The following is a 17,411-nucleotide window of genomic DNA, read 5'->3' on the forward strand; positions in this document are numbered from 1 at the left end:
GCGGGCTGTCTGCTGCCCAAACGGATGGCACAGTGAAGTAATGGCCAGCAACGACACCACTACGGTTTCCTCCGCAATCGAACTTGTTCTCGCGGAAAATACCCGCACCAGCACCGCAATCGCCCGCGACGACTCCGAGTCAGTGCGATCAGCAATCGACCTCCTCAGCGCCGCATCCCGAGTGTTCGTGCTCGGCTCCGGCCGCTCCGGACTAGCCCTGCGGATGCTCGCGATGCGCCTCATGCATGGGGGCCTCACCGTGCACGTCGTCGGCGAGGTAACGACTCCCGCGATTGCTGCTGGAGATGTTCTTCTCGCAGCAAGCGGCTCGGGAACGACCGCCGGCATCATCCGCTCAGCAACGACTGCGAAGGAGGTTGGCGCTCAGGTCATCGCCATCACCACGGCAGCGGACTCGCCTCTGGCGCAGCTCGCACAGGTCGCCGTGATTATCCCCGCCGCACAAAAACAAGATCACGGGCACACTCGTTCGGCTCAATACTCCGGCGGATTGTTCGAGCAGTCGTTGCTGCTGCTTGGCGACGCACTTTTCCACGTGCTGTGGCAAGAGTCCGGCGCGACCGCCGAAGAGCTGTGGCCGCGGCACGCCAACCTCGAGTAGCAGCAGCAGCGGCTGCACCCCTTTACCGACTTCCCCGTCGGCCGATTCCCCCCGGCCGATTCCCCCCCACCAACTCCCCCCCCCCCCCCCCCATAAAGAAAGAGAACTCAATGAAGCTTCAAGTAGCGATGGATGTACTCACCACAGAAGCCGCCCTCACTCTGGCCGGCCAGGTTGCTGAGTATGTCGACATCATCGAATTGGGCACACCGCTCATCAAGCACGAGGGTCTCAGTGCCGTGCGCGCCATCAAGGATGCTCACCCCGACAAGATGGTCTTCGCCGACCTGAAGACGATGGATGCCGGAGAGCTCGAAGCCGACATCGCATTCTCTGCGGGCGCCGACTACGTCACCGTCCTGGGCACCGCCGGAGACAGCACCATCATCGGTGCCGTGAAGGCGGCGAAAGCCCACAAGAAGGGCATCGTCGTTGACCTCATCGGCGTAACTGACAAGGTCACTCGTGCGAAGGAGGTCACCGCTCTTGGTGCCGTTTTCGTCGAGATGCATGCGGGACTCGATGAGCAGGCGGAACCCGGATTCACCTTCGAGACGCTGCTCAACGACGGTGAGACCGCGAAGGTTCCGTTCTCGGTCGCTGGAGGCATCAACGCCTCCACGATCGCAGCAGTGCAGCGTGCCGGCGCGACCGTTGCCGTTGCCGGGAGCTCGATCTATAGCGCAGCTGACCCAGCGGCAGCAGCCGCCGCACTGAAGGCCGCAATCCTTTAGTAAGCACACTGTGTAGAGAGCAGAAACGAGGGGGCGCCTACCGGCACCCCCTCGTTGTGGTTAAGCGCACGAACGCGTTACGACGCGCCCGCTGACGATTAGTCCTGAGTAACGGTGACAGTTACCTCGATGTTGCCGCGAGTGGCGTTCGAGTAAGGGCAAATCTGGTGGGCGGCATCCGCGAGCGCTTGCGCTTTCTCGTGCTCGAGTTCGGGGATAACCACCTCGAGGTCAACAGCGAGTTTGAATCCACCGCCGTCGATCGGGAGAAGGTGCACAGCACTACCCACGGAGGAGTGCTCGATGGCGACTTTCTCGTTGCGCGCCACCAACTGCAGCGCGGAGTGGAAGCACGCGGCGTAACCGGCGGCAAAGAGTTCTTCGGGGTTGCCACCGTTGCCAGATCCACCCATCGATTTCGGCACAGCCAAGTCGAGGTCAACGGAGCCGGATGTCGTAGCAACGTGGCCGTTGCGCCCGGCGCCAGTCGCGAGAGCTTGAGCGGTGTAGAGAGCTTCCATTAGTTCTGCCTTTCAATGACATGAGCTCCAGCAGCAGGTGCTGTGGAGAGGTTGGTGGTGACCTGATGAAGCGTCGACAGTGTTGACGTGAATTCGGGGAGCGTAATGCCGGTGGCCTCGGCGATGCAGCCGGGAATGTGAGCGAGTTCCTCGCGCAACGCACGACCAGCAGCAGTCAGCGACACTATGACGCGACGTTCGTCAGATTCTGATCGCTCGCGCGTGACGAAGCCGCGGTCTTCTAACCGCCGGATCAGCGGCGAGGTAGTGCCGAGGTCGAGCATGAGGCTTTCCGCGAGGCCGCTCACCGTCGACGACCGACGTTCCCACAGGAGAATCAGGACCAAATATTGCGGGTAGGTCAGCCCCCACGGCGCCAAAAGCGCGGTGTAGCGACGATTCGTCGCCCGAGCAGCGGCATAAAGGCCGAAGCACAGCATGGTGTCGAGGGCGGATGAAGCCGATTCTGTCTCGTTCTGTTCGTCATCCATTGAAGAAGCTTTGCACACAAATTAATCGTACACAAAGCACTACAAGGAACTGCCAGCATGGGCCGGGCTCCAGCCTGCAACGTGCCTGCGAAACGTGCCAACACAACTGGCCGTTAAAGAGAGAGGGGCGGCGCCCATTGGGGGGAAAGGGCGCCGCCACAGCGGCCGACGATTGGGGGGAATCGTATTGGCCACTTGCTGAACTTACGCTCAGCGACTTTCAGTGTAACGCAACGGTATGGGGGTGCAACGGAGGTTCTAGAATCGGTGGAATACTTTCAGAAAGCACGTGGTCGAGAAATGCAATCACACGATCGAAGAGGATCAAATGCCTAGTAATTCCATTGACAGTCTTCTGCACGAATCACGCCGTTTTGCCCCGTCAGAGGCCTTTTCTGCGGCTTCCGAGGCAAGCGCTGATCTCTACACTTCAGCTAAAGAAGACCGGGTTGAGTTCTGGGCCGATAAAGCGCGTGAATACGTGCACTGGCACAAGCCGTTCACAGAAACACTCGATTGGTCTACCCCACCCTTCGCCAAGTGGTTCGCCGACGGCGAGCTCAACGTCGCCTACAACTGTCTCGACCGTCACGTGCTCGCCGGCAACGGTGACCGCGTCGCCATCCACTGGGAGGGTGAGCCCGGCGATAGCCGCAGCATCACGTACGCCGAACTGACCGCAGAGGTCAAGCGCGCGGCCAACGCCATGGCTGCCCTCGGCGTGGGCCAGGGTGACGTTGTCGCCATCTACATGCCCCTCGTTCCCGAGGCCGTTATCGCGATGCTCGCGACGGTTCGCCTCGGCGCAGCGCACTCCGTCGTCTTCGGCGGCTTCAGCGCCGAAAGCCTGCGCAGCCGCATCGACGACGCGAGCGCCACACTTGTTGTCACTGCCGATGGCGGCTGGCGCAAAGGTAAGGTCTTTCCCCTCAAAGCGGCAGTGGATGCCGCACTCGCCAACGGGGAATCCAGCGTCACCAATGTGTTGGTCGTCAAGCGCGGCGACAACGAGGTGGAGTGGACCGAGGGTCGCGACCTGTGGTGGCACGATCAGATTGAGGCAGCGGAGCCCGAGCACGAGGCGCAGGGGTTCCCTGCCGAGAACCCTCTCTTTGTGCTCTACACCTCAGGCACAACAGGTAAGCCGAAGGGCATCCTGCACACGAGTGGTGGGTACCTCACGCAGGCTGCGTTCACCCACAAGAATGTCTTCGACCTGAAGCCAGAGACCGATGTCTATTGGTGCACCGCCGATGTGGGCTGGATCACCGGTCACACGTATGTCACCTACGGTCCGCTCGCGAACGGTGCGACTCAGGTGCTCTACGAGGGAACCCCTGACGCCCCCAACCCGGGCCGCTGGTGGGAGATCATTCAGAAGTTTGGGGTGAGCATTTTCTACACGGCGCCCACCGCCATCCGTTCGTTCATGAAGGCCGGGCGTCAAATCCCCGAGCAGTTCGACCTGAGCTCGATTCGCGTGCTTGGTTCGGTGGGCGAGCCCATCAACCCTGAAGCGTGGATTTGGTACCGCGACGTGATCGGTGCGGGCACCGCTCCCATCGTTGACACGTGGTGGCAGACCGAAACCGGCGCCATCATGATCGCCGCTCTGCCGGGGCTCACGACGTTGAAGCCGGGTTCAGCCCAGGTGCCCATTCCGGGCATCAAAATCGACATTCTGGGCGAAGACGGCACTCGCGTCGATCCGCCCAACGGTGGGTTGCTCGTAGTCTCCGAACCGTGGCCCGCCATGCTGCGCGGCATTTGGGGCGACCCCGAGCGCTTCAAGGAGACCTACTGGTCGAAGTTCGCGCAGCTCGAAGGCGAACAGTACTTCGCCGGCGATGGCGCCCACGTCGACGAAGATGGCGACATTTGGCTGCTCGGCCGCGTGGATGACGTCATGAACGTCTCCGGCCACCGTCTGTCGACGACCGAAATCGAGTCCGCTCTCGTCTCGAACCCGATCGTGGCGGAAGCCGCTGTCGTCGGCGCCGCTGACGAAGCGACCGGTCAGGCAGTCGTCGCGTTCGTGATCCTTAAGTCGAATCAGGAGCACGCTCAGACCGCCGCCGAGGCGAGCGCCCTCTTGCGTCAGCACGTTGCGAAGGAGATTGGGGCGATTGCTCGCCCCCGCGAAATCTTCATTGTCGCCGAGCTGCCCAAGACCCGCTCGGGCAAGATCATGCGCCGCCTGCTGCAGGATGTCGCAGAGGGCCGTGAGATCGGTGACACCACCACGCTCGCCGACACCACCGTGATGCAGATCATCTCCGACAAGCTCAACTAGCTCTCGAAGCAACAACAAAGGCCGGGCCCACGGGACCCGGCCTTTGTTACGTTATAACTGAATTCTCGCTACTTCGCGCGCTCCTTGAGCAAGCGAATAGCGGTGTCGATGTCGCTGAACGGCACTCGCTCATTGCCGACAATTTGGTACGGTTCGTGACCCTTGCCCTGCAAGAGCACCACGTCATCCGGATTCGCTGCATCAATCGCGTAGGCGATAGCGGTCGCCCGGTCGCGAATTTCCACTACCCGCTCCGGGTGTTCGAATCCGGCGCGAATGTGATCCACAATCTGGTCGCCATCTTCGTTGTGCACATCGTCGTCGGTAACCACGATTACGTCAGAGGCCTCTTCAACGATGCGGGCCATCACCGGGCGCTTGCCCGGATCACGGTCGCCTGTTGCACCAAAGACGGTCACGATGCGGGTGTGGCCCGAGTCACGCAGAGCCGTGACTGCCTGACGCACCGCATCGGGAGTGTGGCCGGCATCCACTACAACCAACGGCAGTTGGTCGTTTTCGCGGATGCGGGTCATGCGCCCCAGCACCGGCTCGAGCGGCGCCAATACCTCAGCGATCGCTCGCGGCTCGATGCCTTGCGCCCACAACACCGTCGCGCAGGTAAGCAAGTTGTCCACGTTGAAGCGCCCGATGAGGCCGCTCGAGACATGATTGCTCTCGCCTTCGATCACGAGATCGAACTCGAGACCCTCCGTGGTGAGCTGCACGCCGTCGGCACACACGCTCGCTTCGGCATGGCCGTGCGATGTCATGCCAATGGCCCGCACTCCTGCCGGAACGGTGTGGTGAAAATGGTTCTCGGCGGCGGTATCATCAAGATTCAGCAGAGCCGTCTGGATGCCGGGCAGCGTGAAGATCTTCGCCTTCTGCGCCGCGTACTCCTCCATCGACCCGTGATAGTCGAGGTGATCGCGAGTGAAGTTCGTGAACGCCACAATGTCGAACGCGACACCGTCTACTCGGCGTTGCTCAAGCGCGTGAGAACTGACCTCCATGGCGACGTTCGTGACGCCGGCACGGTGGAAGTCATCCAAGAAATGGTGCACCGCCGTCACTTGAGGGGTCGTCATCCCCATGTTGATGCGGCGTTCGCCGGTGATGCCAGCGCCCAACGTTCCGATGGTCGCCGACGTCATTCCGAGCCGCTGCCACGCTTGCGTGAGCAAGTGGGCGGTAGACGTTTTACCGTTCGTGCCCGTGATGCCAACCATCGCCATCGAAGCGGATGGATGCTGCACAAACGCATCCGCCATCGTGCCGATCACGTCGCGCAGGTTCGCAATCGCGAACACCCGCTCATCGAGGTCAACGCCCTCGGCCGCCTGCGCGTCCACGAGCACCGCAACCGCGCCCTGGGCCAGAGCAGCATCGATGTACGGCAGGGCCGACGACGCACTCGTGCCGATGGCCACAAACACATCGTCCGCGCCAGCCTCTCGGCTGTCTTGCACGAGTCGACGCGCCTGCAACACAACGCCGGCATACGTCGGATCCCACGCACTCAGATCTAGCGAACGAAGCGGCGCATTCTCTCCGGCTTGGCCGGACTGCCAGACTTCGATCACGCGAACTCGAACACGAACTCGACCTCAACAGGAGAATCGAGCGGCAACACCGCAACACCAACAGCACTGCGAGCGTGCGTGCCGATCTCGCCAAAAATCTCGACCAAGAGCTCAGACGCTCCGTTGATCACACCGGGCTGGCCGGTAAAGCTGGGGTCGGATGCGACAAAACCGACAACCTTGACCACGCGCGTGATGCGGTCGAGAGAGCCGATCGCACCCCTCGCGGCAGCAAGGCCGTTCAGTACACAAGTCTTGGCGTACTCCTGTGCAGCAGCAGCATCCACCTCGGCACCGACCTTGCCTGTGGCAGGAAGAGCACCGTCGACCATGGGAAGTTGGCCCGACGTGTACACCAGGTTTCCAGAAACCATTGCTGGCAGATAGGAGGCAAGTGGCTTTGAACTTTCTGGAACCGTGAGGCCCAGCTCTGCGAGCCGCTGATCAAGCTGTGACATTACTTATTCTCTTCCTTGATACGTTTGAAATAAGCGACCGGGCCCCCTTCAGGGCCGGTACCGACCTGCACAAGCTCCCAGCCCTCAGATCCCCAGTTATTGAGGATTGCGGTGGAATTGTGCACCATCAGTGGTGTTGTCAAGTACTCCCATTTAGGCATATTTGCGGCTCCCGTTCAGCATGGCGTTATCAATGATCCCCTACTCTTGATCATATGTCTGCCCAAAAAACTCCGCGTCGCGGCATCTTCTCGGCTGTAGCCGGATTGATCAGCTTCAGTGTCCTCTCTGGCGTGCTTGTCACAGCCATGGTTGCTCCCGCGCTCGCCGTCACTGGCATCACCGCCACAAGCACCATCGGTATCTTCGATGGGCTTCCCGATTACCTCGAACTCGACCAGCAGCCTGAACGCAACACGATCTACGCCCAGTACACGGGCAAGGGCAATGTTGACGGTTACCTGCCTATCGCAACCATCTATGACCAGAACCGCCAAGAGGTCAGCTACGACGAGATTTCTGAGTTTGCCGTAGAGGCAGTTGTCGCCGGTGAAGACCGTCGTTTCTTCGATCACGGCGGAGTCGACCTCACGTCGCTCGTGCGTGCGGCTGTGGGCAACTTCGTTTCTTCGGGAATCGAGAGTGGTGCATCCACGCTCACGATGCAGCTCGTCAAGAACACCTACATTTCGGAAGCAGAATCCCTGCCAACAGAAGATGAGCGCTCCGCCGCGTATCTCGCCGCCACGAGTCAGTCTTTCGACCGCAAGCTCAAGGAAATGAAGCTGGCAATCGGTCTTGAGAAGCGGTACACGAAGAAGGAAATCCTGACCGCGTACCTCAACATCGCCAACTTCGGCAACGCGACGTACGGAATTCAGGCTGCGGCGCAGCGCTACTACAGCGTTGACGCGAAGGATCTCAACCTCGAACAGTCCGCAAGCCTCGTTGCCATCGTGCAAGAGCCGAGCATCCGCAATCTTTCAGACCCTGAGTACTACGCGTCCAACCAAGAGCGCCGCGATGACATCTTGTGGGCGATGTTCGACGTCGGCTCCATCGACCGGGAACAATACGACGAAGCCGTCGCCATTCAGGTCGACGAAGAATCTGTCGACCTCTCGGCCCCGAACAACGGTTGCACCTCGGCCTACAAGTACGCCAAGTGGTTCTGCGACTATGTCGTCAAGAGCGTTCCCGACTTTGAGTTCCTCGGCGACACCGTCGACGAGCGCAATGAGAGCTGGAAGCAGGGCGGTTACAAGCTGTACACCACCCTCGACCTCGATGCTCAGATTCCTTCACAGAAGGCAACCTGGACCTACGCGCCCAACAACGAGACCGCTTTCAGCCTCGGAAGCGCCACCTCCACGGTTGAGTCCGGCACCGGTCGAGTTCTTGTGATGGCCGAAAACAAGCTCTTCAACGACACCCTCGACGGTGGCGGCATCGAGAGCACCGCTGTGAACTACAACACGAGCTATGAATACGGCGGATCGAGCGGGTTCCAGCCCGGATCGACCTACAAGGTCTTCACCCTGATCGAGTGGCTGAATCAGGGCAAGGGCATTAACGAGCGCCTCGAAGGTACCGCTCGCGACATCCCTGGCTCTCAGTTCCTCGACAGTTGCAATGGCCCGTACGGCGGCACCGTCGAATTCGGTAACAACGCGAACGAAGCCGGAATCTATACGGTGGCCGAAGGTACTGCCGAGTCGATTAACGGTATTTTCTTCTCGATGGCGACCCAGCTCGACCTCTGCAACATCCGTAACGTTGCCGCCAGCATGGGTGTCGAGCGAGCCGATGGCGCCGAACTGGAGAGCTTTCCGTCGTCGATCATCGGTACCAACGATGTAACCCCGCTCAGCATGGCTTCCGCCTACGCCGCAATTGGCGCTGGCGGGCTCTGGTGCGAGCCGATCATCATCGACAAGGCCATCAGCGCGAACAACACCGACCTTGGTGGTCAGGAGCAGAACTGCCGCCAGGCAATCTCACCTGAGGTCGCTGCAACCACGGCCTACGTGCTCACTGAGGTGCTGAACCGCGGTAACGCTGCGTACTCCGACCCCAATGACGGCATCCCGATCTTTGGTAAGACGGGAACCACCGACGGCGCTGTACACACGTGGATGGCCAGCGGAACAACTCGCTACGGCACGGCAACCTGGGTCGGAAATATTTCCGGATTCCAAGACATCAGCCAGGTCTACTACGCCGATGTTCAGGGCTACCGCCTGCGCCACTACATCACGCGTGCCACCGACGGCGCCCTCAACATCAAGTACCCGGGTGGCGCGCTGCCCGAGCCTGACTCCAAGCTGCTGACCGGCTCGGGAACTGAAGTTCCTGACCTCACTCTGCAGTCGCTGGAACAGGCCAAGTCAGTGCTCGAAAGCCTCGGCTTCTCATTCAGAGATGGCGGCGAAGTCGACTCCGAGTTGCCCGCCGGACAGGTCGTCAGGACGAGCCCCGGTGCCGGCACCCAGTCCGCAGCCGGCGCCACCGTCACCGTCTACACCAGCAAGGGCAACAAGGTGAAGATTCCGGATGCGGTAGGAGACGGTGAATCGAACGACTTCGCGACCGCGCAGGGCATCCTCAGCAGCTCTGGATTCTCGAACGTGAGCCAGTCCTGTGAGGAAGTATCGCCAGGCGATCCGAGCGACGGAAAGGTCACAGCCTCTAGCCCGTCGGCGGGCACCTTCGCCAAGACGAGTACGACGATCACACTGACCGTCGCGCAAATTCTGCCCTGTCCATGAGTCGACGTCTCTCCCCCACAGCTACCGCACTCGGTGCGGTAGCTGTGGCAGGGGCCGCCGCGTTCGCGTGGGGCTCGCTAGTGGAACGCAATGCGTTCACCGTTCGACACGAGATCCTTCCGATTCTCGACCCGAGCGCGCGTGACATCACGGTGCTGCACATCTCCGATTTGCACATGGCTCCGTGGCAAACCCGCAAGCAGGACTGGGTTCGCGAGCTCGCACTCTACGAACCAGACCTCGTCATCAACACCGGCGACAACCTCGGTCACGCCAACGGCATCACGGGCATCAAACGTGCTTTCGAACCCTTCGCGGGGGTGCCCGGTGTGTTCGTGCACGGCTCGAATGACTATTACGGTCCCCAATTCAAAAACCCGTTCACCTACTTCACCGGACCGTCGTCTGGGCATCGCCCTGTAGAACACCTCGATACGGATGCCCTCAACGAGTATTTCGAAGACGAACTCGGCTGGCTCTCGCTCAATAACCACGCGCGGGCGATCGAGATGCGCGGGTCACGGCTCGAACTGTTCGGCACGGCAGATGCGCATCGCGGTTGGGAGCGCCTTGACCGGCTTCCCGCCAATGTCGAAGAGATGCGCGAGAACGTGGGCTGGGCGGATGACCCGCACGGGCCCGAAACGGTCGCAATCGGTGTGACCCACGCGCCCTACCGTCGCGTGCTTGACGCTCTCGTCACTAACGGAGCTGACGCCATCTTCGCCGGGCACACCCACGGAGGCCAAGTTCGGGTCCCTGGCATGCCTGCCCTCGTGACCAATTGCGACATCCCTCGCGAGCAAGCGAGCGGCCTCAGCATCTGGCACCACTTGCGTCGTGCTGCGTTCCTCAACGTCAGCGCAGGCCTCGGAACATCGATTTACGCGCCCGTTCGCTTCGCTTGCAAACCAGAAGCGGTGATAGTGACTCTCACCGCCGGAGATATCGGCTATTCTTGATCTATCGGTCGCGCAAGTGACCGATGATCGGGGTGTGGCGCAGCTTGGTAGCGCGCTTCGTTCGGGACGAAGAGGTCGTGGGTTCAAATCCCGCTACCCCGACAAACTGCAGTATGTACAACGAAACGCCCTCCTTCGGGAGGGCGTTTCGTCGTTAACAACTTCACGGCACGGCGGCTGTGCCGTCGCCAGCCTTACGAGAAGTCGGCGTCAGGCGCGCTTCCGTAGCTGAACTCAATCTTGGGGCGCCAGCCGCTATTGAGAACGCCGCCGCTCTCTTCGAGGTAGCAGGCTCCGCACAGCGACTGGTAGCCGACATCCACCCCATCGATCGCGACTTGGTCGCCGTCGAAGATGAACTGATCCCCGACCGTGCGGGCGTTGAAGACCGCTTTGCGACCGCAGCGGCAAATGGTCTTGAGTTCCTCGAGGGAGTGCGCGATTTCGAGCAAACGACGGCTGCCAGGGAACGCCACCGTCTGGAAGTCTGTGCGGATGCCGTAGGCCAGCACCGGAACCTTTTCTACGATAGCGATGCGGAGCAAATCATCGACCTGAGCCTCGGTAAAGAACTGAGCCTCGTCGACGAGCAAGCAGCTCACCGGCAGCCCAGTCTTCTCGAAGACACGGGCGCGTTCTCGGGCGAACACTTCGTACACGTCATCGGTGGGTGAAATGGTGAAGTCGACCTGACGAGTCACCCCCAAACGCGAAATGATCGCGTTGTCACCCTTGGTGTCGATGTGCGGCTTCGCGAGCAACACTTGCTGATCGCGTTCTTCGTAGTTGAAGGCGGCCTGCAGCAACGCGGTGCTCTTGCCACTGTTCATAGCTCCGTAGCGGAAATACAGTTTGCTCATCAGCGTAGAAATCCATCCTCAGCAGCCCGACGAATCAGGTCAGCCTTTTTACTTGCCGGCCGGTTGGCCTTTGCGTACTTTTCGCGCACCCTCCGAAGATAGGTCTTTGCCGTTTCGTATTGCACATTCATACGCTCGGCGACCTGCGGTGTGCTTAGTCCAGAAGCGTACAGGGTGAGTGCGTCAGCCTCGCCAGCGCTGAGCTTCGGCTTCGACTGGTCCGCCGAGCCTGAGGGCAGCGGGCGCCAGTCGTGCTGCTGCGAACCTTCGCCCTCGACGCCCATGATCTGGCGGGCGGCATCCATCACTTCATGCATCGGCAACGACTTCGAGAGGAAAGTGGCCGCACCGGCCGCCAGAGCCCGATCACGGGCTTCACGACTATCTAGGCTGGAGAGCACAATCACTTTGGCTCCCGCCGCGCGACACGTGCGTACACGGGCTTCGATCGAGACGGGCTCTTTCAACTGGAAGTCGAGAAAGACCAGCTCGGTGGGAAAGCGATCGCTGTGCACGAGTTCAAGCCACGTGCTCGCGGTGAGCACCACATCAAAGTCTGGTGCGTTGTTCGTGATCCAGCTATTGAGGCTGTCGAGCAGCACCTCGTGATCGTCGAGGATCGCAAGGCGAATGGGCGGCCTGTCGCCGAGGTGAGCGCTGAGGTGGGTCTCAGGGGGTGTCATAAGTGAACCTTACGGTTAGTGAGGGCGATCGATAGGAAATACGAAGTCCGGTGAAGACGACGCGCAATACTGCGAGATAGGGCGCCAGTGATGAGCGCCACGACGATTCGGAGGAGGTAATGACGCCCGTTACGGTGATCGCCGCCCCGACTTTGGTCTTTTCGATGGAGAGACGCACGCTCTGCCGATCGATTTCACCACCGGTCGCGACGGCCAGCACAGCAGCACGCAGCGCTGTGCGCTGATGGGGCGTCATCGCTCCCGCTAGGCGATGAGGGTCGTACACGCGATTGCCGTCGTCGAGAGAACCGAAAGAGCTGGCGACCACGGATTCGAGCCAACTACGGTTAACTTCAGCAACCATGAGCTCGCGAATGGATTCCGAATACTCGGCCGCCCGGGCACGGTCCTCGGGCGAGATAATTCCGCGCTGAGCGAGTTCGGCAAAAAGCGGCACAATGTCGCGGTTCAGAATGGTCACTCTGTCCTGCTGCACCGAACGGGCAACGCCCTCGTGTTGCCGTCTCAACTGACGCGTTGTTGCTCGTTGAGCGCGAGACACCCAACGCTCATGAGTTCGGATGAGCGACCGCACAAACGCGGCGCCACCCAAGGACATCGTGAGCACGGGGGTGACGGAATAGAGAATCACGATCATCGCTGGTGCATGGACATCTGACACTGACGATTGCACGAGCGCAATGAAGCCCGTAAAGATGGAAGCCACTACCCCCATCGTCACCAGCTCAGCGATGGGCCGATACGGCGCGAGCGCCATGCAGGCAACTCCGATGAGGAGCGGCCCCCAGAAATCAGTCAGCACTTCAGCTGAGCTTCCCAGCGATGCCGAGCTGAGCGCGAAAGCAATCACCAGAAACCCAATCACTGCGGCGTGCAGTCCTCCGCTGAAGGGGGCACGGAGCGGGCTAGTACCGACGATGAGGCTCAGCGACGACAGCGCTATGAAGACTAACGCCAGGTTGGCGAAGAGGGGCTGCGCGACAGTTGACGCGCTAGCCCAGGTCATCACAGATCCGAAGGCGAGAAGACCGACCCCGGCAACTATGCTCACTGGGCGCCCGTCGAGGGTTCCGAGGGGATCGAGTTGCTGGATCGATTCCGTGTCCGCTAGCGCCGTCACTGGATTGCACTCGCGGTGAGGGCTGGCGCGTCTTCGCCGACAGGCACGCGAATCATCACGGAGGTGCCGAGCTCCGGAGTCGACCAGACGTGAACAGTCCCGGAGACAATTTCAATGCGGCGGCGAACAGACTGCCGCAATCCGAGTCGGTCAGCACCAGTTTCTGCTTCATTGAAGCCCTTGCCCGCATCGACCACGAGCACGCTTACTTCATGGTCAGACCCGAAGATGGCGACTTCCGCCTGCATCACACCCGAGTGCTTAATTACGTTGACGAGACACTGCTTGACGGCGGGCCCCAGTGCAGCATCACCTCGAGCATCCAGTCGAGACAATGCGGTCAGATCGCCGGTCACTTCCACGACTAACTCCAAAGCGCGCACCTCAGTAATCGCCGCGAGGAGTGCACTGTTCTGCCAATCGTGCCTCACGCTGTCCGTTGAGTCGAGCGTCGCCTCTGAGAGCCACTCCTCGCCCACCAACACTTCAAGGTCACGCTTGATGTCACGCTGAAGTTTCGGATTCATCGCGCCAAACGGAGCATTCGCAATGGCGGCAAGATGCCCGAGAACAGTGTCGTGCATGACAGCAGCGGAAGTAGCTTCGATGCCGTAACGGAGGCTCGCGAACTCATCGTCGCGGGCCGCACGGTGCAAATGCGATTGCACCCGTCGCACCCCACGTTGGCTGAGCCGCAAAATAACGAGCACTGCTACGACTGCCACGTAAACAACTACAGGCGCCGGGTGCGGATGCACGTAGCCCTGCCACTGCAGCGAGGCCAAAGCCACGGCACCCTGTGAGACGCCGAGCCCTACCGTGCACCAGAGGATGCTCCATCCCACGGTGCGACTCGCGCCGCCGACGAGCATGAGAGCGATTCCGACCAGGTTGAGCAAGTAATGGCCGACGACGCCCACTGGTTGCAGTTGCGAGATGACGGTGAGAGAGAACCAATAAACTGCTGGACCGCCGATCACTAGGTGCGCGACCGTAAAGAACACGGTGCGATAGCGATTGACGAGTGTGATCGTGACGAAAAGCGGAATCAGCGCGATCGCAGCCGGCAGGAGGTAGCGGGAGGGGTCTCCGGCGTACAGGGTCACAACGCCGACGAAAGCGAGGGAGAAACAAATGAATGCAACAGTGTTGATTGCTCGCGCGAAGGCACGGCTCACACTCTCTTTGCGCAGATGGGCTGGCAAGCCAATAGACATGCATGCCCCCATTCGTCGCGCCGTGAATGCACAAGCTCCAGTATGGCAGCATTCGGGGTACGAACTGTACCCCGCGTGCGGGGTACAGTTGAGGCCAATGGCCCACTAAACGGGGGACAAACAGTTCATGCGGGCTGCCTACGGGTTGATGTGAAGCGCCGTCGCCGTGCGCGTGATCGTCTCCCGCGCCAGTTCGGGCGAGTCAGCAAGCTGCTGACCGAACGTCGGGATCATCTTCTCGATCTTCGGACGCCACTCATCCATGCGCTCCGGGAAGCACTTCTCCACCAGACCGAGCATGATCGGAACGGCCGTGGAGGCTCCCGGCGATGCTCCGAGAAGGCCAGCAATGCTGCCATCGGCGGAGGACACAACCTCGGTGCCGAATTGCAAGACACCGATCTTCTTCGGGTCTTTCTTCATGACCTGCACGCGCTGCCCAGCCGTAATGCTGTACCAATCTTCTGGCTTGGCATTGGGCACGAATGCCTTGAGCTCTTCGAACTTGGTCTCGGGGCTCGCCATCAGCTGCCCAACCAAGTACTTGACGAGAGAAAGGTTGCTGAGCCCGGCGGCGACCATCGGGAGCACGTTGTGCCAGCGGATGGAGGCAAAGAGGTCGAGAACTGAACCGGTCTTCAAGAACTTGGGGCTGAATCCGGCGTAGGGGCCGAACATGAGGCTGCCCTCCCCCTCCACGACACGAAGGTCGAGGTGAGGAACCGACATGGGCGGCGAACCAACAGCGGCCTTGCCGTAGACCTTGGCGCTGTGGGCGGCCACGAGCTCAGGGTTGTCTGTGCGGAGGAACTCGCCACTGACGGGGAACCCGCCGAAGCCACGAATCTCTTTGATGCCTGACTTCTGCAGAAGGTTGAGAGCGTACCCGCCAGCACCCACGAAGACGAAACGTGCGGTCACAGGCTCGACAGGAGTGCCGCCGATGTCGTGACGAAGCTTGAGCTTCCAGAGGCCGTCGCGCTGTTTCGTGAGGTTCGTGACCAGAATGCCCGTGTTGAGCTCAGCGCCCGACTCCACGAGGTTGTTGACGAGATAGTGCGAGAGCGCGCCAAAGTCGACGTCTGTGCCTGAAGCAATATGGGTTGCGGCTACGGGCTCTGACTTGAGGCGACCTGGCATCATGAGCGGCGCCCAGCCGTGAATGACGCCAGGGTCTTCGCTGTATTCCATGCCCGCGAAGAGCGGGTGATCCTTAAGCGCTTCGAAACGCTTGCGAAGGTATTCAACGTTCGTCTCGCCCCACACGAAGCTCATGTGCGGGGTCGCGTTGATGAACGACTCGGGTTCGGGCAACGCTCCCTCGTCAACGAGGTACGACCAGAACTGACGTGACACCTGGAACTGCTCGTTGACTTTCACCGCACTCGAAATCTCGATAGAGCCATCGCTCTTTTGCGGGGTGTAATTGAGCTCGCACAGCGCGGAATGTCCGGTGCCAGCGTTGTTCCACGGATTCGAACTCTCCAGGGCAAGATCGCCCAAGCGTTCGAAAATCTGGATCTCCCAGTCAGGCTGCAATTGCTTCAACAGCGTTCCGAGGGTGGCACTCATAATTCCGCCGCCGATAAGCGCGACGTCGACGGTTTTCTTCACAACTCCACTTTAGCCTTCTGTTAGAGACCCACAGTGCGAAGAGCCTGATCCATCTCTGTCGCCAGCGCGGCGTAACCCTCATCGTTGGGATGCAAGCCGTCGCTGGCCATCCACTCGGGGTGACCTTCGATCCAGTGCGAGGCTCCCGGAATGTAGTCAGCACCGATGTCGGATGCCGCAGCCTCAACCCAGCCGATGATCGTTTCCACCGACTCTGGGCGTTCATCCGTGTACCAGAACGGCTCAACAACAATGAAGCGGGCCTCCGGAAGCGCGGTTGTCAGCCGGTCGAAATCCGCTGATATTTGAGTGCGGATGTCGCTGGCGCGGGCATCGAAGCTGAAGTTGTCGTTGAGGCCCATCGTCACGATCACGATGTCTGGGGCATCCGCGATGATCAGGCTCGGCAGGTCGCCATCACCGAACGTGCTGCGGTTGTTGATAAAGCCGAGCCCGTTTTCGCTCGGATTGAACTCGCTCCACCCGCGCTGCTGGCTGATCACCGTCGACCACCGGTTCTCGGATGCCGACGCTCCTGTGCCGAGAGTGTAGGAGTCACCATAGAAAGCGACGCGAACGTCGTTGGGGTCGCGTTCGGCTGCGGGCTCCTCGGAGCTGCAGGCAGAGAGGCTGAGGGCCGCTGCAACTACAACGGTCGTCGCGATAATGCGGGCTACTGAATCGAACTTCATGGAAGGAGTTCGGCGCGGGCGGCCTAAACGGTTGCTGTGGCTTAGAGCGCGGGAGAACATGAGCGGTTCACGAGAGCTAGCGCCCTAGGTCGCGAAGGGCGAGATCCATCTGAGTTGCGATCGCCGCATGCCCCGCATCGTTGGGATGCAGGTTGTCGTCGGACATCCACTCCGGATGCCCCGTGAGCCAATAGGACGCACCCGACACGTAATCGGCGCCGGCCTCAGCCGCAGCGTCGCGCACCCACGAAATGATCACGCCGACCGAAGCGGGGCGCTGGGTTTTGTACCAGAACGGTTCAACGACAATGATCTGGGCATCCGGAAGCTGCGTCACGAGTCGCTCGAAATCACTCAGGATCTGGCCGGGCAGCTCGTCGGCATAGGCGTCATAGGCGAAGTTGTCGTTGAGCCCCATCGTGACGATGACGACGTCGGGGTCGTCCGAAATAATGAGGCCAGGAAGGTCGCCGTCGCCGAACTCCGTGCGGTTGCGCATGAACCCAAGACCGCTCACGCTCGGATTGAACTCGCTCCAGCCCTGCTGGCTGCTGAGAAGAGTCGACCAGCGCAGTTGCTCCGCTGATGCTCCTGTTCCCCGTGTGTACGAGTCGCCGTAGAAAGCGACCCGGAGAGCATCGGAATCAGCCGCCGCCACGACGAGAGGCTCCGTCGAAGACGCGCTCGTCGCGCACCCCGCAAGACCCACCGTGACGGAGACCGCGATCATCGCAATGATCGTGCGGGCTGCGGAACCAAAGGTCATACG

The 17,411-nt window shown here is 60.7% G+C and carries 16 protein-coding genes and 1 tRNA gene; 6 read left to right on the forward strand and 11 right to left on the reverse strand.

Annotated features, from left to right (window positions below):
- Positions 1-40: 40 nt before the first annotated feature.
- Both hxlB and hxlA read left to right on the forward strand, forming a co-directional pair.
- Positions 41-622 carry a 6-phospho-3-hexuloisomerase gene (gene hxlB, locus I6E51_RS11675; protein WP_197110413.1) on the forward strand — a complete coding sequence of 194 codons (582 nt, stop codon included), beginning with the start codon at positions 41-43 and terminating at the stop codon, positions 620-622.
- Between the two features lie 110 nt (positions 623-732).
- A complete protein-coding gene (gene hxlA / locus I6E51_RS11680) occupies positions 733-1,356 on the forward strand; it encodes a 3-hexulose-6-phosphate synthase (protein WP_197110414.1) in 624 nt (207 codons plus the stop codon).
- A 98-nt stretch (positions 1,357-1,454) separates the two neighbouring features.
- On the opposite strand, the gene I6E51_RS11685 is transcribed toward hxlA, so the two are convergent.
- Positions 1,455-1,877 (reverse strand): organic hydroperoxide resistance protein, encoded by a 423-nt coding sequence (locus tag I6E51_RS11685; protein ID WP_197107929.1) that lies wholly within the window; start codon positions 1,875-1,877, stop codon positions 1,455-1,457.
- Positions 1,877-2,368, reverse strand: a complete 492-nt coding sequence (locus I6E51_RS11690) for a MarR family winged helix-turn-helix transcriptional regulator (RefSeq protein WP_197107931.1) — start codon at positions 2,366-2,368, stop codon at positions 1,877-1,879. Before I6E51_RS11690 ends, I6E51_RS11685 begins: the two co-directional genes overlap by 1 nt.
- Before the next feature lie 328 nt (positions 2,369-2,696).
- Here I6E51_RS11690 and acs point away from each other — a divergent pair, with 328 nt between their 5' ends.
- Complete coding sequence (gene acs / locus I6E51_RS11695) at positions 2,697-4,661, forward strand: acetate--CoA ligase (protein WP_197110415.1); 1,965 nt, start codon at positions 2,697-2,699, stop codon at positions 4,659-4,661.
- A 68-nt stretch (positions 4,662-4,729) separates the two neighbouring features.
- On the opposite strand, the gene I6E51_RS11700 is transcribed toward acs, so the two are convergent.
- Positions 4,730-6,247 (reverse strand): UDP-N-acetylmuramoyl-L-alanyl-D-glutamate--2,6-diaminopimelate ligase, encoded by a 1,518-nt coding sequence (locus I6E51_RS11700; protein WP_197110416.1) that lies wholly within the window; start codon positions 6,245-6,247, stop codon positions 4,730-4,732.
- Positions 6,244-6,705 (reverse strand): RidA family protein, encoded by a 462-nt coding sequence (locus I6E51_RS11705; RefSeq protein WP_197107937.1) that lies wholly within the window; start codon positions 6,703-6,705, stop codon positions 6,244-6,246. The genes I6E51_RS11700 and I6E51_RS11705 overlap by 4 nt, the downstream gene beginning before the upstream one ends.
- Before the next feature lie 215 nt (positions 6,706-6,920).
- On the opposite strand from I6E51_RS11705, the gene I6E51_RS11710 reads away from it, so the two are divergent.
- The 3 genes from I6E51_RS11710 (at position 6,921) to I6E51_RS11720 (ending at position 10,537) form a co-directional block, all read left to right on the forward strand.
- Positions 6,921-9,473, forward strand: a complete 2,553-nt coding sequence (locus I6E51_RS11710) for a transglycosylase domain-containing protein (RefSeq protein ID WP_197110417.1) — start codon at positions 6,921-6,923, stop codon at positions 9,471-9,473.
- A complete protein-coding gene (locus I6E51_RS11715) occupies positions 9,470-10,435 on the forward strand; it encodes a metallophosphoesterase (RefSeq protein WP_197110418.1) in 966 nt (321 codons plus the stop codon). The genes I6E51_RS11710 and I6E51_RS11715 overlap by 4 nt, the downstream gene beginning before the upstream one ends.
- A gap of 28 nt (positions 10,436-10,463) precedes the next feature.
- A tRNA-Pro gene (locus I6E51_RS11720) sits at positions 10,464-10,537 on the forward strand.
- 92 nt (positions 10,538-10,629) lie between these two features.
- Here I6E51_RS11720 and I6E51_RS11725 read toward each other — a convergent pair.
- From I6E51_RS11725 to I6E51_RS11755, 7 genes are all read right to left on the reverse strand, one after another.
- Entirely contained in the window at positions 10,630-11,295 is a 666-nt protein-coding gene (locus tag I6E51_RS11725) for a thymidine kinase (RefSeq protein ID WP_197107950.1), read from the reverse strand.
- Positions 11,295-11,978 carry a response regulator gene (locus tag I6E51_RS11730; RefSeq protein ID WP_197107952.1) on the reverse strand — a complete coding sequence of 228 codons (684 nt, stop codon included), beginning with the start codon at positions 11,976-11,978 and terminating at the stop codon, positions 11,295-11,297. Before I6E51_RS11730 ends, I6E51_RS11725 begins: the two co-directional genes overlap by 1 nt.
- A complete protein-coding gene (locus I6E51_RS11735; protein WP_307783938.1) occupies positions 11,965-13,050 on the reverse strand; it encodes a hypothetical protein in 1,086 nt (361 codons plus the stop codon). The genes I6E51_RS11730 and I6E51_RS11735 overlap by 14 nt, the downstream gene beginning before the upstream one ends.
- Positions 13,051-13,115: 65 nt before the next feature.
- Positions 13,116-14,336, reverse strand: a complete 1,221-nt coding sequence (locus tag I6E51_RS11740) for a sensor histidine kinase (protein WP_197107957.1) — start codon at positions 14,334-14,336, stop codon at positions 13,116-13,118.
- Between the two features lie 138 nt (positions 14,337-14,474).
- Positions 14,475-15,950, reverse strand: coding sequence for a malate:quinone oxidoreductase (locus tag I6E51_RS11745; protein ID WP_197110420.1), 1,476 nt, complete (start codon positions 15,948-15,950; stop codon positions 14,475-14,477).
- A 20-nt stretch (positions 15,951-15,970) separates the two neighbouring features.
- Positions 15,971-16,642, reverse strand: coding sequence for an SGNH/GDSL hydrolase family protein (locus tag I6E51_RS11750; protein ID WP_197110421.1), 672 nt, complete (start codon positions 16,640-16,642; stop codon positions 15,971-15,973).
- A gap of 76 nt (positions 16,643-16,718) precedes the next feature.
- On the reverse strand, positions 16,719-17,408 hold the full coding sequence (locus I6E51_RS11755; protein WP_197110422.1) for an SGNH/GDSL hydrolase family protein: 690 nt from the start codon (positions 17,406-17,408) through the stop codon (positions 16,719-16,721).
- Between the last annotated feature and the right edge of the window lie 3 nt (positions 17,409-17,411).

Origin of the sequence: Salinibacterium sp. NSLL17, assembly GCF_015864935.1 — a bacterium.
Classification (GTDB): domain Bacteria; phylum Actinomycetota; class Actinomycetes; order Actinomycetales; family Microbacteriaceae; genus Rhodoglobus.

Bases quoted from the DNA above. Each gene is read 5' to 3' on its own strand.
- acs (WP_197110415.1), top strand. From the start codon at position 2,697: ATGCCTAGTAATTCCATTGACAGTCTTCTGCACGAATCACGCCGTTTT.
- I6E51_RS11710 (WP_197110417.1), top strand. From the start codon at position 6,921: ATGTCTGCCCAAAAAACTCCGCGTCGCGGCATCTTCTCGGCTGTAGCC.
- I6E51_RS11690 (WP_197107931.1), bottom strand. From the start codon at position 2,368: ATGGATGACGAACAGAACGAGACAGAATCGGCTTCATCCGCCCTCGAC.
- hxlA (WP_197110414.1), top strand. From the start codon at position 733: ATGAAGCTTCAAGTAGCGATGGATGTACTCACCACAGAAGCCGCCCTC.
- I6E51_RS11740 (WP_197107957.1), bottom strand. From the start codon at position 14,336: ATGTCTATTGGCTTGCCAGCCCATCTGCGCAAAGAGAGTGTGAGCCGT.
- I6E51_RS11755 (WP_197110422.1), bottom strand. From the start codon at position 17,408: ATGACCTTTGGTTCCGCAGCCCGCACGATCATTGCGATGATCGCGGTC.
- hxlB (WP_197110413.1), top strand. From the start codon at position 41: ATGGCCAGCAACGACACCACTACGGTTTCCTCCGCAATCGAACTTGTT.
- I6E51_RS11715 (WP_197110418.1), top strand. From the start codon at position 9,470: ATGAGTCGACGTCTCTCCCCCACAGCTACCGCACTCGGTGCGGTAGCT.
- I6E51_RS11730 (WP_197107952.1), bottom strand. From the start codon at position 11,978: ATGACACCCCCTGAGACCCACCTCAGCGCTCACCTCGGCGACAGGCCG.
- I6E51_RS11705 (WP_197107937.1), bottom strand. From the start codon at position 6,705: ATGTCACAGCTTGATCAGCGGCTCGCAGAGCTGGGCCTCACGGTTCCA.
- I6E51_RS11750 (WP_197110421.1), bottom strand. From the start codon at position 16,642: ATGAAGTTCGATTCAGTAGCCCGCATTATCGCGACGACCGTTGTAGTT.
- I6E51_RS11685 (WP_197107929.1), bottom strand. From the start codon at position 1,877: ATGGAAGCTCTCTACACCGCTCAAGCTCTCGCGACTGGCGCCGGGCGC.
- I6E51_RS11725 (WP_197107950.1), bottom strand. From the start codon at position 11,295: ATGAGCAAACTGTATTTCCGCTACGGAGCTATGAACAGTGGCAAGAGC.